This window comes from Caulobacter sp. FWC26 (genome assembly GCF_002742645.2).
Classification (GTDB): Bacteria; Pseudomonadota; Alphaproteobacteria; order Caulobacterales; family Caulobacteraceae; genus Caulobacter.
This window is the reverse complement of record NZ_CP033875.1, coordinates 2046517-2060472: the sequence shown is the minus strand read 5'-3', so window position 1 is coordinate 2060472 and position 13956 is coordinate 2046517. Positions and strand designations below refer to the sequence as shown.

20 protein-coding genes are annotated in these 13956 nt (G+C 66.1%); 19 read left to right on the top strand and 1 reads right to left on the bottom strand.

What is annotated here, in order from left to right; translation table 11 throughout:
- The first annotated feature begins 198 nt into the window (after positions 1 to 198).
- From CSW63_RS11350 to CSW63_RS11275, 17 genes are all read left to right on the top strand, one after another.
- The gene (locus CSW63_RS11350; protein WP_099504010.1) at positions 199 to 1122 is read left to right on the top strand and encodes a DUF2493 domain-containing protein; all 924 of its coding nucleotides are present in this window, start codon (positions 199 to 201) and stop codon (positions 1120 to 1122) included.
- A 22-nt stretch (positions 1123 to 1144) separates the two neighbouring features.
- Positions 1145 to 1780, top strand: coding sequence for a hypothetical protein (locus tag CSW63_RS11345; RefSeq protein ID WP_199777575.1), 636 nt, complete (start codon positions 1145 to 1147; stop codon positions 1778 to 1780).
- Positions 1781 to 1998: 218 nt separating this feature from the next.
- A complete protein-coding gene (locus CSW63_RS23385; protein WP_162894760.1) occupies positions 1999 to 2163 on the top strand; it encodes a hypothetical protein in 165 nt (54 codons plus the stop codon).
- A 141-nt stretch (positions 2164 to 2304) separates the two neighbouring features.
- On the top strand, positions 2305 to 2748 hold the full coding sequence (locus tag CSW63_RS11340) for a hypothetical protein (RefSeq protein ID WP_099503667.1): 444 nt from the start codon (positions 2305 to 2307) through the stop codon (positions 2746 to 2748).
- A gap of 563 nt (positions 2749 to 3311) precedes the next feature.
- A complete protein-coding gene (locus CSW63_RS11335) occupies positions 3312 to 3638 on the top strand; it encodes a DUF736 domain-containing protein (RefSeq protein WP_099503669.1) in 327 nt (108 codons plus the stop codon).
- Positions 3639 to 3828: 190 nt separating this feature from the next.
- Positions 3829 to 4071, top strand: a complete 243-nt coding sequence (locus CSW63_RS11330; protein ID WP_024021493.1) for a helix-turn-helix transcriptional regulator — start codon at positions 3829 to 3831, stop codon at positions 4069 to 4071.
- A 120-nt stretch (positions 4072 to 4191) separates the two neighbouring features.
- A complete protein-coding gene (locus tag CSW63_RS11325; protein WP_099503671.1) occupies positions 4192 to 4455 on the top strand; it encodes a DNA -binding domain-containing protein in 264 nt (87 codons plus the stop codon).
- Between the two features lie 118 nt (positions 4456 to 4573).
- The gene (locus CSW63_RS23765) at positions 4574 to 4858 is read left to right on the top strand and encodes a transcriptional regulator domain-containing protein (RefSeq protein WP_246842050.1); all 285 of its coding nucleotides are present in this window, start codon (positions 4574 to 4576) and stop codon (positions 4856 to 4858) included.
- Positions 4859 to 5012: 154 nt separating this feature from the next.
- A complete protein-coding gene (locus CSW63_RS23525) occupies positions 5013 to 5339 on the top strand; it encodes a DUF2285 domain-containing protein (RefSeq protein WP_210408505.1) in 327 nt (108 codons plus the stop codon).
- 126 nt (positions 5340 to 5465) lie between these two features.
- Positions 5466 to 5747 carry an AlpA family transcriptional regulator gene (locus CSW63_RS11310; protein WP_099503675.1) on the top strand — a complete coding sequence of 94 codons (282 nt, stop codon included), beginning with the start codon at positions 5466 to 5468 and terminating at the stop codon, positions 5745 to 5747.
- A gap of 8 nt (positions 5748 to 5755) precedes the next feature.
- Positions 5756 to 6640: a replication initiator protein A gene (locus CSW63_RS11305; RefSeq protein WP_099503677.1), complete on the top strand. Its 885-nt coding sequence runs from the start codon at positions 5756 to 5758 to the stop codon at positions 6638 to 6640.
- 208 nt (positions 6641 to 6848) lie between these two features.
- Positions 6849 to 7487: a ParA family partition ATPase gene (gene parA / locus CSW63_RS11300; protein ID WP_099503679.1), complete on the top strand. Its 639-nt coding sequence runs from the start codon at positions 6849 to 6851 to the stop codon at positions 7485 to 7487.
- The gene (locus tag CSW63_RS11295; protein ID WP_099503680.1) at positions 7484 to 7738 is read left to right on the top strand and encodes a hypothetical protein; all 255 of its coding nucleotides are present in this window, start codon (positions 7484 to 7486) and stop codon (positions 7736 to 7738) included. The genes parA and CSW63_RS11295 overlap by 4 nt, the downstream gene beginning before the upstream one ends.
- A complete protein-coding gene (locus tag CSW63_RS11290; RefSeq protein WP_099503682.1) occupies positions 7735 to 8256 on the top strand; it encodes a DUF2840 domain-containing protein in 522 nt (173 codons plus the stop codon). The genes CSW63_RS11295 and CSW63_RS11290 overlap by 4 nt, the downstream gene beginning before the upstream one ends.
- Positions 8253 to 8798 carry a S26 family signal peptidase gene (locus CSW63_RS11285; protein ID WP_099503684.1) on the top strand — a complete coding sequence of 182 codons (546 nt, stop codon included), beginning with the start codon at positions 8253 to 8255 and terminating at the stop codon, positions 8796 to 8798. The genes CSW63_RS11290 and CSW63_RS11285 overlap by 4 nt, the downstream gene beginning before the upstream one ends.
- A 46-nt stretch (positions 8799 to 8844) precedes the next feature.
- Positions 8845 to 9192, top strand: a complete 348-nt coding sequence (locus CSW63_RS11280; RefSeq protein ID WP_099503686.1) for a DUF736 domain-containing protein — start codon at positions 8845 to 8847, stop codon at positions 9190 to 9192.
- 2 nt (positions 9193 to 9194) lie between these two features.
- Complete coding sequence (locus tag CSW63_RS11275) at positions 9195 to 9956, top strand: lytic transglycosylase domain-containing protein (protein WP_099503688.1); 762 nt, start codon at positions 9195 to 9197, stop codon at positions 9954 to 9956.
- A 69-nt stretch (positions 9957 to 10025) separates the two neighbouring features.
- Here CSW63_RS11275 and CSW63_RS23380 read toward each other — a convergent pair whose 3' ends face one another.
- Positions 10026 to 10202 (bottom strand): hypothetical protein, encoded by a 177-nt coding sequence (locus CSW63_RS23380; protein WP_168193640.1) that lies wholly within the window; start codon positions 10200 to 10202, stop codon positions 10026 to 10028.
- On the opposite strand from CSW63_RS23380, the gene CSW63_RS11270 reads away from it, so the two are divergent.
- Complete coding sequence (locus CSW63_RS11270) at positions 10201 to 11940, top strand: VirD2 family relaxase/mobilization nuclease (protein WP_099504014.1); 1740 nt, start codon at positions 10201 to 10203, stop codon at positions 11938 to 11940. The two genes, CSW63_RS23380 and CSW63_RS11270, sit on opposite strands and share 2 nt — an antisense overlap.
- Before the next feature lie 25 nt (positions 11941 to 11965).
- The gene (locus CSW63_RS11265; RefSeq protein ID WP_099503690.1) at positions 11966 to 13951 is read left to right on the top strand and encodes a conjugal transfer protein TraG; all 1986 of its coding nucleotides are present in this window, start codon (positions 11966 to 11968) and stop codon (positions 13949 to 13951) included.
- Positions 13952 to 13956 lie beyond the last annotated feature (5 nt).

Sequence of the window (13956 nt, the reverse complement as noted above, 5' to 3'; positions counted from 1 at the left end):
GGCCCGGCAATGGCGGCGGCCGACTATTTTCCGGCGGCGCGTGCCGCGCCTTTCCATCGCGAGGCAAAATAGCCGGCCTTCGCCATCCTCCGCTGACGCTCCTGCCCTTCGCTGCGCTCCGGGTGCAGAGCCGTCCCGCCGATGGGCTTCGTCGCCATGAAGGCCGCGACGGTCGCGGTCCTACCGACGGAGCATCCCATGGACGACCACGACGACTTCGAACCCCACCACGAATCCTCACCCACCGACCACGTCCTCAACGAATTGCAGCTCCACGGCTACCGGCCCTTCGCCGACGAACCGGACCAGCGGCTTCTTCCGGACGGAAACGCAGTCGCGGGCGCCGTCGCCGACATCTTCGACGCGCTGATCGTCACGCTGGAGGACACACGCCTCGAACCCGACCTCGACGATCTCCTCTGGTCGACCGTCAACGTCTTCCATCGCGCCACCGAACGGATCGCACGCGAGCTCGACGATAACGAGCAGGCCCAGAAGCGCTCGCAGCGGGAACAGGACGGCAGCGAGGTGAAATCGGTCGAACTCGAGCGCCAGATCGCCGAGGGCATGACTCTCATCGAGCGCCAAGCCGCCTTCGAGCTCATGCGCGACCAGGCCGCCGAGCACTACGAGCGCCACGTCGGCAAGCCCTGGCTCCCGCGCAGCGGATCGAAGGTCAACCATCGCAATCTCACCTCGGCAATGATCGACAGCCGCGATTTCCTTATGGCGAAGAAGCGTGCCGAACAGGAAGTCCTTCTTCCTCCCGGCCCGAAGATCGTCGTCACCGGCGGGCTCGACTTCAACGATCACCCGCTGATCTGGGCCAAGCTCGACCAGGTGCACGAGAAGCACCCCGACATGGTCCTCGTTCACGGCAAGTCGCCGAAGGGCGCGGAGAAGATCGCCTCGCTCTGGGCGAAGAACCGCAACGTGCCGCAGATCGGCTTCGCGCCCGACTGGACGAAGCACGGCCGCGCAGCGCCCTTCAAGCGCAACGACGAGATGCTGGAGATCGTGCCGAAGGGCGTGATGCACTTCCCGGGCACGGGCATCAACGACAACCTCGCCGACAAGGCCAAGAAGCTCGGCATCCCGGTCTGGAAGTTCGGCGGCGCGTGAGCGCCGTCAGACTTCGCAATACTTGCCGATCGCGAGTATTATTGCGCGCCGGAATATCAGAAAGGAGACGCCGCTGAATCTCGACCTGGACCTTCCGCCGCGCTCAGAACCACTCATCATTCCCTGGCCATCGCCGGGAATGCCCGGTGGATTCCTTCAATTCAACGATCCCGAGACTTGGCGGAAATTCATCGTCAGCCTCGGCATCGACGAGCGCATCCCGGACGTCGTGCGCGCGAAGTTCGCACGAGCGCAGACGCTCTACCTCCTGGGCTGGGTCGACCTCGACGTGCTGAAAGCCGGCGAGCTTGCGGCGCTGATCGCCCTCGAACTCGCCACGATGGACCGATATGGCGACAAGATTCCGAAGAAGAGCCGCCCCTTCGCGGCGTTGCTGAAGCATATGGTCGACGTCGACGGCCTGACCGACGCGCACATCCCGATGACCGTCCGCACCGGCGGCACCGCGATCGGCTTCGTCACCGGCGACGCGAAGCCCAGCCTCAGCCAGCGGCGCAACGGCATGGCGCATGGCGATCCCTTCGACGGACTGCCGGTCGGCGGGCTGCTCGAGCTGGTTCGCGACCTTATCAACTATGCCTACCGGGACTTCATCGCCAACGCACCGGCATGGCGAATGCAGGTGCTTCCCGACTGACGGGACAGGACCGGCTCGCGGCGCCGAGCACCACACCCGCTTCTCTGCGCTGATCCTTGGTCAGACTGGCCGCTTGGTGCCATCAACCCGTAAAGGGTCGGCTATGCGAGCATGCCGCCGCTGCGGCTGCGCCTGCGCGGTGATTGCAGCGACCAGTCCGACACTTCGGGCGCCTGTCAGCGGGGGATGGTCCTCCGCTCGAAACAGGAGCCGGGTCGATGTCCCTCAAGCAAGCACATGCCTTCGCCTTCAGCCTCGCCACCTCGCTGATGGCCGCCATCGTCATCTTCCAGGCCGGCGACGGCACGCATTCCGTGATGCCCGCCAGCGAGTACGACGGCGACACCGCCGCGATTGTCCATGAGATCGATCCTTTCGCCTGACCGGGGCAACCCGGTCCGCCGAAGCGGAAATCCGCCGCGATTTCCGCTCCCGGCGCAGTCGACCTTCAGCTATAGTGCGGTCGCGCCGTGGTGGTGGTGGCAGGCGCAACCGTCAGACCTTTTGGCACGGAGGCCACCACTATGATCATCCTCGCTATACTCGCATCCCTCGCAGCAATAGGCCTGCTTTGCTGGCTGTTGTTCACGCTGGCCGTCTTCGCGCTGCCGGCCTTCGTCGGCTTCGCCGCAGGAGCCTGGGCCCACGGCACCGGCGCCGGCATTCCCGGCGCGATCCTGGTCGGCCTCGTCGCCGCGGCCGTCACCTTCGCGGTCGGCCAGCTCCTCATCACCTTCGCGCGGCCGATGTGGCTGAAGCTCTGCGTCGCCGTCATCTTCGTCGCGCCCGCCGCCGTCGCGGGCTTCCACGCCACCCATGGCATCGTGAAGCACCTGATGCCGTCGGACGCTTGGCAGATCACATTCTCCGTCGTCGGGGCCATCGCTGTCGGCATCACGGCCTTCGTCCGGGTCGCGGGAATGGCCACGGCCAGCGGCCCCACCGGCCGGGACCTCGCGCGGGCCTGACGTCACGCATGTCGTCATGGTGCGGGCCAGCGCGATGATCGAAGCGGCGATCCCCGTCAGGAGAATGGGCGGTTGCGGGGCTTGGAAAGCGGATCGTCGTTCGGCCCTGAGAGCGACCCACGGCGGGCGCAGGCGAAGCGTCAGCCGTCGTAGCGAGAACCGAGATCCGTTGATGCGGGGACGTCCGCCGGAGGCAGGCCGGGTCAGGATGCCGTGATCGGCCCAGACAAAGGACGACAGCTCGCCGGTGAGGTTCGTGGCGATGTCATCTTGGCGGCAGCGGCGGGCCGCCATCTCTTCCTTTCTGTCCGTCACGCGACCGCTCCAAACGGCCTCTCCAATGGCCTGATCTGGCCGAAGGCCGGCTTCGCCTCGATCGCCTATGACGCAACAGCCGCGTCAAACTTTCTTCCCCTGCCGGCTGCGCCGTCATTCCTCGCGAGACAAGAAAGCCCTCCTTAGCTGTCAGGCCCCTTCGGGGTGCGCCGTCGATCGCCTCCGGCCAACCGATCGCCATCGAGGCCGCAATGGTGCGGCTCGGGAACGGAAAACGGAGACTTACAATGGCGACCATCGGCACCTTCAAGAAGAGCGGCTCGAACGAGTTCACCGGCGACATCGTCACCCTCAGCGTCCAGGCCAAGAACGTACGCATCGTCCCCGACCAGCGCGCCACCGGCGAGAACGCTCCCAGCCACCGGGTCCTGGTCGGCCGCGCCGAGATCGGCGCCGCCTGGTCCAAGCGCTCCAACGAGGGCCGCGACTATCTGGGCCTCAAGCTCGACGATCCGAGCTTCAACGCACCGATCTACGCCAACCTGTTCGACGACGAAGGCGAAGACACCTTCTCGCTGATCTGGTCCCGCCCCAACGGGCGGCGCGGCGACTGAGGCTCCGCGCAAGGCCCCGGCCGGAAGGTCGGGGCCTTCGGTTGTGACAGCCAGGCGACCGAATCAGTCGCCGCGTTTTTGGATCGCACCGAGCCCTCGCAGGCACTTCTTGCTAGAAAATCACGCCGAGAACGACTATTATAGTCGTAGTTTTGGCGTGCGCGTAGGTCCGTATGGGAGGTGATCATGCATGATCACCGCCCGACAGTTTCGGGCCGCACGCGCGTTGCTGGGTTGGACACAGGAGACGCTCGCTGACAAGGCCCGGGTCTCATTGACTGCGCTCAAGCGCCTCGAATCCACCAGTGGTCTCGAGGTCTTTGAGAGTACGCGCGATGAGGTACGAAGGGCCTTCGAACGCGCCGGCATCGTCTTCCTGAACTCCGATCAGGGCAAGGGAGTGCTACTCGTCGATGCAAAGAAGGAAACCTGACGTTCGACACCTCGCCGCGTTGGCTCAACCTCCCGCAGCCGGGCCTTGCGTCATCCTTCCGATAAAATCATCGTTAACAATTCCCTCCGGATTGGATACATCTCGCGATCGGGGGATGTTGTGACCAAAGACGACTTTCTTGATCAGCCGCCGTCCGGGGCAGCGCTCACGGCCTATGACCACGCACATCTGAAGCTCTACGTCCGGCTGCTCGACGCCGAGAGTGAGGGCGCGGATTGGCGTGAGGTCGTCGCGGTGCTGTTCAATCTCGATGCGGGCGCCGATCCGGAGCGCGCCTTGCACGTCTACACCAGCCATCTCGACCGCGCGAAATGGATGACGAAAAGCGGCTTCTGCGAGCTTCTTCAGTGTCGCCTTCATTAAGGTGATGCGCAAACCGCATCACGTCGCGCCCACTTCGTCCTTCCCCCGCCTCGTTCAACCGGGAATCGTATCTGCCGCATAACTCGCGTTGCACGAATTTGCGCAGAGGCAGAGAAGGATGTCCGAAGATGAAGATTGGCGGTCCGAGGCCGCCTATGACTACATCGATAAGTTGACCCCCGGCGATCTTGCTTGGGAGTTCTTGCGTCGTAACCCCGATTATCGGAACGCATACCGTGACTTGGTAGCCACCGGGCGCCTTACCGAAGCTATCGCTCAGGAATTCGCTGAACGATGGGGGTTGCGATTTCGTCGCCGACCCTCGCAACTCGGCGCTAATCCAGCCGATCTTCTGGACCCCGCAAACCGATCCCGCGACACTTCCGTTCACCGTCGGACCTAACCCGGCGAGACATCTCCGCCTCCGCGTTGAGGATCTTCACGCCCACGCCATCATCGAGCATGATCCTGGTCTGATCCGGCTCGTACTGCGCGGCGAACCCCACGACGTCGCCCTGATCGGCGTTGATGATGCCCGCCCTCTTGGCGCGTTCATCATGTTCGATGAACTGACACCCGACCGGCTGACCGCGGTTGAACGCCTCTGGCACGCTATGTTCGGCAAGCGCGTGCCGCCCGATCCACGCCTGACGCCACAAAGACGTCAGCGCGCCCGCCAGATGTTGCGCGCCATCGACGCGCGCGCGAGCGGCGCCATCTACCGCACCGTCGCGGAGCATCTCTTCCCCCAGCACAAGATCGATGCAGCATCCTGGGTCGGCGACCCGATCCGGGAGATCACCATCCGTCTTGCCCGCGACGGCATGAAGCTCGTTCGCGGCGGCTATCGGACATTGCTGCGTCGCCCACGCCGGGATCGCTGATACCCGCTCGCGTGTCGATTTTAGCATCTTACTTCGACATCGTCCGGGGCGCCGTCTTCGCGCCACCGTGCTCGCAACCCGCCGCTTATTCGCAGCGGCCACCCGCGAGACCACGGAGGTTCGATCATGGCCGAAAAAGCCGCCAATCTACCGCCACGATACCTGAGAACGCAGGAGGCAGCCCGCTTCCTCGGGCTTTCCGAGCGCACCCTCGAAAAGCATCGCACCTACGGGACCGGCCCGACCTACCGCAAACTCGGCGGCCGCGTCGTCTATTCCGTTGACGACCTTCAAGCCTGGGCTGATCGCGGTCTCGTCACCTCGACCTCCGATCCGCGCGGCGGCACCGTTCTTCCGGCCAAGCGCCAGGCCGTCTCCCCTGCGGTCGCCGAACGTTTCCCGCGCTGAGTCCGGGCATGTCGGCGCGCCATCACAGCAGCGAACGCGAGCAGCTCGATCTCTTCCGGGCGCTGCCCGGCGATCTCGCGCTGCGCGATGCGCAGGACCTGATGGCGTACCCGTTCTTCGCGCTCGGCAAGTCCAAGCGGGTGGCGCCTATCGACTTCAAAACCGGCTCCATCGTCATCCGTGTCGAAGCCGTCCCCGAGCACGGCATGGCCACCATCTGGGATGCCGACGTGCTGATCTGGGCGGCCTCCCAGATCGTCGAGGCACGAGACCACGGATTGCGCCCATCGCGTCTGATGGCGACCACGCCCTACGAGATTCTTCAGTTCATCGGCCGCGGCGTCAGCCTGCGGGACTATGAGCGGCTGAAGGCCGCGCTCGACCGACTTCAGTCGACCACCATCGCGACGTCGATCCGCCAGCCGACGGAGCGGCGGCTGCACCGCTTCTCCTGGATCAACGAGTGGAAAGAGCGCGCCGACGGCAAAGGCCGCCCGCTCGGCCTCGAGCTGATCGTGCCGGACTGGTTCTACGCCGCCGTGCTCGACGACGCGCTCGTACTGACGATCGACCGCAATTATTTCGGCCTGACGGGCGGCCTGGAGCGCTGGCTCTATCGCCTCGTGCGCAAGCACGGCGGCAAGCAGGAATTCGGCTGGAGCTTCGATTTTCCGCATCTCCACGCCAAGTCCGGCTCGCTCTCGCCGCTCAAGCATTTCGCCTACGACCTGCGGGACATCGTCCGCCGGCAGCCTCTGCCGGGCTACCGCCTGACCATCGAGCAGGGCCTCGGCGGACCGGAAATCCTCTCCTTCGTGCCGACCGACCCGGATGCCCTCGGCATCCCGCGCCGTCGTCGCCGGAGCAACTCTCGCCCTGGGGATAAGCTGTGAATCGTCTCGTGCTATCAGGGACCGGCACTATCGTGCCATCGGGGACCGGACTCTCGTGCTATCGGGGACCGGAATCATCGATTCCTCGCGGTGAATCAGTAGCTTGCGAGCCCTCTAACTTATCTAACTTAGATTCCTACGGAATCTTTCTAACGCGACCGCGTTTTTCGGCCGCTGTGGACGAGTCCCCGATCGCCGGGAGATCGTCATGATCGTCGCGCTGCTCAACCAGAAGGGCGGCGTCGGCAAGACCACGCTCGCCCTGCACCTTGCTGGCGAATGGGCTCGCCGTGGACAGCGCGTCACGCTGATCGACGCCGATCCGCAAGGGTCTGCGCTCGACTGGTCCCAGCAACGCAGCCGGGAGGGGCTGGAGCGGTTGTTCGGTGTCGTCGGCCTGGCCCGCGACACGCTCCACCGAGAAGCGCCGGAACTGGCCCGCAACGCCGACCATGTCGTGATCGACGGCCCGCCCCGTGTCGCCGGGCTGATGCGCTCGGCGCTGCTCGCCGCCGATCTCGTGCTGATCCCGGTGCAGCCATCGCCGCTCGATGGCTGGGCCTCCGCCGAAATGCTCGCGCTGCTCGGCGAGGCGCGCATCTATCGCCCGCAGCTCGCCGCACGCTTCGTGCTGAACCGCTGCGCGGCCCGCACGGTTCTGGCCCGCGAGACCGCCGAGACGCTGGCGGATCACGACCCGCCCTTGCTCTCGACGACGATCGGCCAGCGCATCGTCTTCGCCGATGTCGTTCAGACCGGCCGGCTCGCCGCCGAGCAGGACGAGAATTGCCCTGGCGCGCGCGAGATCGCCGCGCTCGCAGCGGAAGTCGCGAGGATCGGCGCATGAGCGAACGGTCCCCGAAGCGCAGTTTTGCGGCGCGTCCGGCCGATCCCGAAGACTGGATCAAGGCGCCCGAACGCCATGCCTCCCGCAGTCAGCCCGCCGAGGACTTCTCGGCCCGGCTGACGATCGACGTCACCGCCGACATGCGCGGCCGCATCAAGATCGCCGCCTTTCAGCGCGGCCAGACCGTCGCCGACATGCTGCGTGCGCTGTTCGAGCGCGAGTTTCCACCCCCGTCAGGAGAAGGACAATGACCGGCCTTGTCGCCGTGCCAAAACGCGTCGGCCGTGCTGCCGACGAGCTGCCGCCCGAAGCGTTCACCCAGGTCGAACTCGTCTGGATCGAGAAGCACACGGAGTACTGGGTCCGCTTCGGCCGCGAGCGGCGCGAGCAGATCCTCGACCGCCGCCGTCGCATCCTCTTCTTCCCTCCCGGCAGCGTCTTCGCGCTCGTGCGCTGGGCGGCCAACGAGCACGGCACTGTCCTCTCGCGGCTCGACATCCTGCGCACGGTCGAGCGCAACGCAGCGTGCCAGACCGTTCCGACGGTCGCGCCCGGCGCAGAGGTTCTGCTGCATGTCGATGGCTGGCCGAAGGTCGAGCGCGTGCTCCAGCTCATCGACGCCATCGAGGCGCGCGGCATCGACCCGATCGACGTTTCGCCGGACCATTGGCGCCACGTCCACAACCGGATGACCGTCGGCGAAACGCCACGCGCTTATGGCCTTCGGCAGCATCGCGCATTTCTCCTGCGCCGGGAGATCGGCGCATGACCCGGCTCTCCTATGCCATCGTCACGACAGTGGCCGTGTCGCTTCTCGGCATCGCCTCCGTGGCATCGTTCGCGCCGAAGCTGATCTGGAACGCGTCCGCCAGCACGCCCGTCGGCTTCTACACGATAGAAGAACCCGGCCCGGTCGCCGTGACCGATCTGGTCGCGGTGGATGCCCCCGAGCCACTCGCCACTTTCCTGTCCGACGGCGGCTACCTGCCGCGCGGCGTGCCGCTGTTGAAGCGCGTCGCCGCGCTACCGGGACAGCGGGTCTGCCGGTCCGGGCTCGCCATCACGGTCGACGGTGTACCGATGGGTGAAGCCCTTGATCGCGATCGTCGCGGTCGCCCGCTCCCGATCTGGCAGGGCTGCCGGTTGGTCGCGAACGGCGAACTGTTCCTGATGAACTGGCAGGTCCGCGACAGCCTCGACGGCCGCTATTTCGGCCCGCTTCCGGCCACCGCCGTGATCGGCCGGGCCACCCCCCTCTACACCGACGAGGACGGCGATGGCCGCTTCGTCTGGCGCGCGCCGACGCGGTGACGGCCCGCCCATGACCCTGCCCACCGCAATCTGAAGGAGACGACCCATGCCCGTGATCGGTCAATTCATGCGCGAAAATGATGGCTTCATCGGCCACCTGACGACGCTGTCCTTGCATCAGGACATCATCATCGTCGCGGCCGAACCGTCCGATGCCGAGAACGCGCCGGACTACCGCGTCCATGTGCTTGACACCATAAGCAACGAGACCGGCGCGGAGATCGGCGCGGGCTGGAAGCGCACCGGCGAGAAGGCCGGCGAATACGTCTCGCTGCAGCTCGACGATCCGACCTTCGAACATCCGATCCGCGCCAATCTGTTCCAGTCGGCCGACGACAAGTCCGCCTGGGGCCTGCACTGGAATCGCCCGCCGAAGCGCGGCGAGCGGGACTAACGATGCCCGCCGCGCGCCGTCAGCCTGCCGTCGGAGGGAGGATCACCCTCCGACGTGCAGCCCTCCTTCTCCTTTCCGGCCTGATCCTCGCCGCGCCGGGGGCGAGCCCGGCCGGAGCACAGCAGGCGTCCGCCGAGCGGCCGTCGCGCAGTGATCCCTATGGTGCTTTTATCACCGAGGCGGCGCAGCGGTTCGGCGTCCCGGAAGCGTGGATTCGCGCCGTCATGCGCGTCGAAAGCGCCGGCGACGTGCGCGCCATCTCGTCGGCCGGGGCGATGGGCCTGATGCAGATCATGCCCGCCACATGGGCCGAACTGCGCGTTCGCCATCGACTCGGCAGCAACCCCTACGATCCTCGCGACAACATCCTGGCGGGCGCCGCGTATCTGCGCGACATGCACGATCGCTACGGATCGCCCGGTTTCCTGGCGGCCTACAACGCCGGACCGGGCCGTTACGAAGAGTATCTCGCCGGTCGCCCATTGCCGGCCGAGACGCGCGCCTATGTCACGACGCTCGCCCCAATTGTCGGCGGCGGAGAACTCGCCGGCCCAGTCGTGGTGGCGGCTGCCGATCCGCTCGCCTGGACGCGGGCGCCGCTCTTCGTCGTGCAGTCGGCCGGCAGCGGACCTGCCGCGCCAACGCAGTCCGAAGGCGCGCCCGGTAACAGCACGGCGTCTGCACCGGAGCGCGATCAAGGCCCGGCGGCTTCGCGCACCGATGGCCTTTTCGTCGCGCGCAATGTCGCCGGTGGCCCGCAATGACCGCGTTCGCACCCGTTCGCATTGTGGCGTGGTCTGGCGGGCAAATGGCGGTCCGGAGAGGAGGAGCAGTCAGCACAACCGCACGATGGCGAGATAAAAGCGCGCGAGGTGCGGCTTGGTGCGGTCGTGTTTTTTCAGGGACTTATGGCGCATTTGCGCGAGGTGCGCCTGATCGGCGCAGCCTGCGCTCTCGCGTTTTATTGAGGAATTTCCTTGGCTTTGCGCGATGTGCGGGGCCTTGGCCATGAGCGGAGAGGACGATTTCCGCATTCGCCCTGGCCGCATCCGCTCGACCCGGGCTCAAGCTGCGCGGCCCTTTATCGCGCAGGCGCTGGCAGCCGCGCAGCGAGCCGGTGGACGCGTCTCGCGCTCCGGCCAGATCAGCAAGGGCAATCGCTCGCGGTTTGGACGCGGACAGCGCGCGACCGTGCAGGCCAATCGGCTGCTCACGAGCCGATCGCGAAACACGGTCATCAAGACACGCGTCGTCCGTCATAGCGCGCGGGCTGCGCCGCTCTCCACCCACCTCAGCTATCTCCGCCGCGAGGGCGTCACCCGGGATGGGGAGAAGGCCCACCTGTTTGGTGCCGAGACCGAGGACTCCGATCCGAAGGCCTTCGCCGAGCGCACCCAGGACGATCGGCATCACTTCCGGTTCATCGTCTCACCAGAGGACGCGACCGAGATGAGCGACCTCAAGACCTATGCCCGCGAACTGATGGGGCAGATGGAGAAGGACCTGGGCACGAAGCTCGACTGGGTCGGCGTCGATCACTGGAACACCGACAACCCGCATGTCCATATCATCCTGCGGGGACGGACTGACGACGGCCAGGACCTCGTCATCTCCCGCGACTACATCAAGGAAGGCATGCGCGCCCGCGCGCAGGACCTCGTCACCCAGGAGCTGGGACCGCGCACCGATCACGAGATCCGCCGCAACCTGGGGCGTCAGGTCGAGGCGGAACGCTGGACCGATCTCGATCGCCAGATTGCCCGCGATAGCTATCGCACCGGCGTCGCCGACCTCGCCCCACATCCCGATCGGCAGCCAGACGAATTCCACGCGCTGAAGGTCGGTCGGCTGCGCAAGCTGGAGACACTCGGCCTCGCCGATCAGGTCGGTCCCGGCCAATGGGTCGTATCGGAGAATGCCGAGAAGACGCTGCGCGCGCTCGGCGAGCGTGGCGACATCATCAAGCGCATCCACCGCGGCCTGACTGAACGCGGCATCGAACGCGGCGCCGCGAGCTATGTGCTCGCCGGCGAGAGCATCGACGATCCGGTCATCGGCCGGCTGGTCGACCGCGGCCTCGATGACGAGCTGAAGGGCACGGCCTATGCCGTAGTCGACGGCACCGACGGGCGCACCCACCACATCAAGCTCGCCGATCTCGACGCCGCCGGCGACAGCGCACCGGGTTCGATCGTCGAGCTGCGCAAGTTCGACGACGCGCAGGGCCGCCGGCGTGTCGCGCTCGCCGTTCGCTCGGATCTCGATATTGAGCGGCAGGTCCATGCGACCGGCGCCACCTGGCTCGACCGGCAGGCGATCGCCCGCGAGCCGGTAGCCCTTGGCGGTGGCGGCTTCGGCGCGGAGGTGCGCCAAGCGATGGACCGACGTGCCGAGCATCTCGTTGGCCAGGGCCTCGCCGAGCGGCAGACGCGCGGCGTCAGCTTCTCGCCGGGCCTCATCGAAACCTTGCGCCAGCGCGAGGTCGAAGCGCTCGGCGAAAAGCTCGCGGCCGAAACCGGGCGTCCGTTCACCAAGGCCGGATCGGGCGAGTATGTGGCGGGCACCTACCGCCAGCGCTTCGCGCTCGCCTCGGGCCGCTTCGCCATGATCGACGACGGCCTCGGGTTCCAGCTCGTGCCCTGGTCGCCCTCCCTCGAACGGCAGCACGGTCAGCACGTCTCGGGCGTCTCGCGCGGCCCCGGCGGCGTCGACTGGAGCTTCGGCCGCAATCGCGGCCTCGGCATGTAACCCAACTAAGAAAGGAGTGCCCGCCATGTCGGCGACGAAGATCCTCTGGGGCCAGATCCTCACCGTCTTCCTGATCGTGCTGATGACGACCTGGGGCGCGACGCAATGGACGGCCTATCGTCTTGGCTTCCAGCCTCAGCTCGGCCAGCCCTGGTTCGAGCTCGTCGGATGGCCGATCTACTATCCGCCGGCCTTCTTCTGGTGGTGGTATTTCTATGACGCCTATGCCCCGCCGATCTTCGTCGAGGGCGCCTATATCGCAGCGTCCGGCGGGTTCATCTCCATCGCCGTCGCCATCGGCATGTCCGTGTGGCGGGCACGCGAAGCGAAGAATGTGGAGACCTACGGCTCAGCCCGCTGGGCGCGGCCTGAAGAGGTGAAGGCCGCCGGCCTCCTCGGTCCAGACGGCGTCGTGCTCGGCAGGCATGAGCGCGAGTATCTTCGCCACGACGGCCCGGAGCATGTGCTGTGCTTCGCGCCGACACGTTCCGGCAAGGGCGTGGGCCTGGTCGTGCCGTCGCTCCTGACCTGGCCGGGCTCGGCGATCGTTCACGACATCAAGGGCGAGAACTGGACCCTGACCGCCGGCTACCGCGCCCGGCACGGCCGCGTGCTGCTGTTCGATCCCACAAACGCGAAGTCGGCGGCCTACAATCCGCTGCTCGAGGTGCGCCGCGGCGAATGGGAAGTCCGTGACGTGCAGAACATCGCCGACATTTTGGTTGACCCGGAAGGCTCGCTCGAGAAGCGGAACCACTGGGAGAAGACGTCGCACGCGCTTCTGGTCGGCGCGATCCTGCACGTCCTCTATGCCGAGGCCGACAAGACATTGGCGGGTGTCGCGGCCTTCCTGTCCGATCCGAAGCGGCCGATCGAATCGACGCTCGCGGCGATGATGAAGACCGCCCATCTCGGCGAGGCCGGGCCTCATCCGGTGATCGCCAGCGCGGCTCGTGAACTGCTCAACAAGTCGGACAACGAGCGGTCGGGCGTGCTGTCGACCGCGATGTCCTTTCTCGGTCTGTATCGCGATCCGGTGGTCGCGGAAGTAACCCGCCGCTGCGACTGGCGCATCGCTGACGTGGTCGGCGGCAAGCGTCCGACGACGCTCTACCTCGTGGTCCCGCCATCCGACATCAATCGGACCAAGCCACTGATCCGCCTAATCTTGAATCAGGTTGGACGCCGGTTGACGGAGGACTTGCAGGCTAAGGGCAACCGGCACCGCCTGCTGCTCATGCTCGATGAGTTTCCCGCGCTCGGCCGCCTCGACTTCTTCGAGAGCGCGCTCGCTTTCATGGCCGGTTACGGCCTCAAGGCCTTCCTCATCGCGCAATCGCTGAATCAGATCGAGAAGGCCTACGGCCCTAACAACTCAATTTTGGACAATTGCCATGTCCGCGTGAGCTTCGCGACCAATGACGAGCGCACGGCCAAACGCGTTTCGGATGCCCTCGGCACCGCGACCGAGATGAAGGCGATGAAAAACTATGCTGGCCACCGGCTATCGCCCTGGCTCGGCCACTTGATGGTATCGCGCTCGGAGACCGCCCGACAGTTGCTGACGCCCGGCGAGATCATGCAGCTCCCGCCCTCCGACGAGATCGTCATGGTCGCCGGCATTCCGCCGATCCGGGCGAAGAAGGCCCGCTACTACGAGGATCGCAGATTTCAGGAACGCATCCTCACGCCGCCCACACTCACCAAGCCGGCGAGCGCAATGACCGACGACTGGAGCACGCTCGCCATACCGGCGGCTCCCAAGCTGAGCACGGTCATCGCAGTGCAGGACGGGTCCGATGACGATCCGACGGATTCCGAACGCCGGCATCAACCCGAACTGAGCCGGACCCAGGCCGTCGAGCGAAAGCCGGTGCTCGAAAATGAATTCGAGATCGATCCCCGTGACGATGTCGACGAGGATGCCGCACGCCTGAGCCGCATGACGCAGACGATGCGCCAAGTCGCCCGCCAAGCCTCGCTCGATCCGGGCGACGGTATCGAACTTTAGGATGT

Bases quoted from the DNA above. Each gene is read 5' to 3' on its own strand.
- CSW63_RS11350 (WP_099504010.1), top strand. From the start codon at position 199: ATGGACGACCACGACGACTTCGAACCCCACCACGAATCCTCACCCACC.
- CSW63_RS23385 (WP_162894760.1), top strand. From the start codon at position 1,999: ATGTCCCTCAAGCAAGCACATGCCTTCGCCTTCAGCCTCGCCACCTCG.
- CSW63_RS11340 (WP_099503667.1), top strand. From the start codon at position 2,305: ATGATCATCCTCGCTATACTCGCATCCCTCGCAGCAATAGGCCTGCTT.
- CSW63_RS11335 (WP_099503669.1), top strand. From the start codon at position 3,312: ATGGCGACCATCGGCACCTTCAAGAAGAGCGGCTCGAACGAGTTCACC.
- CSW63_RS11330 (WP_024021493.1), top strand. From the start codon at position 3,829: ATGATCACCGCCCGACAGTTTCGGGCCGCACGCGCGTTGCTGGGTTGG.
- CSW63_RS23765 (WP_246842050.1), top strand. From the start codon at position 4,574: ATGTCCGAAGATGAAGATTGGCGGTCCGAGGCCGCCTATGACTACATC.
- CSW63_RS23525 (WP_210408505.1), top strand. From the start codon at position 5,013: ATGTTCGATGAACTGACACCCGACCGGCTGACCGCGGTTGAACGCCTC.
- CSW63_RS11310 (WP_099503675.1), top strand. From the start codon at position 5,466: ATGGCCGAAAAAGCCGCCAATCTACCGCCACGATACCTGAGAACGCAG.
- CSW63_RS11305 (WP_099503677.1), top strand. From the start codon at position 5,756: ATGTCGGCGCGCCATCACAGCAGCGAACGCGAGCAGCTCGATCTCTTC.
- parA (WP_099503679.1), top strand. From the start codon at position 6,849: ATGATCGTCGCGCTGCTCAACCAGAAGGGCGGCGTCGGCAAGACCACG.
- CSW63_RS11295 (WP_099503680.1), top strand. From the start codon at position 7,484: ATGAGCGAACGGTCCCCGAAGCGCAGTTTTGCGGCGCGTCCGGCCGAT.
- CSW63_RS11290 (WP_099503682.1), top strand. From the start codon at position 7,735: ATGACCGGCCTTGTCGCCGTGCCAAAACGCGTCGGCCGTGCTGCCGAC.
- CSW63_RS11285 (WP_099503684.1), top strand. From the start codon at position 8,253: ATGACCCGGCTCTCCTATGCCATCGTCACGACAGTGGCCGTGTCGCTT.
- CSW63_RS11280 (WP_099503686.1), top strand. From the start codon at position 8,845: ATGCCCGTGATCGGTCAATTCATGCGCGAAAATGATGGCTTCATCGGC.
- CSW63_RS11275 (WP_099503688.1), top strand. From the start codon at position 9,195: ATGCCCGCCGCGCGCCGTCAGCCTGCCGTCGGAGGGAGGATCACCCTC.
- CSW63_RS11270 (WP_099504014.1), top strand. From the start codon at position 10,201: ATGAGCGGAGAGGACGATTTCCGCATTCGCCCTGGCCGCATCCGCTCG.
- CSW63_RS23380 (WP_168193640.1), bottom strand. From the start codon at position 10,202: ATGGCCAAGGCCCCGCACATCGCGCAAAGCCAAGGAAATTCCTCAATA.
- CSW63_RS11265 (WP_099503690.1), top strand. From the start codon at position 11,966: ATGTCGGCGACGAAGATCCTCTGGGGCCAGATCCTCACCGTCTTCCTG.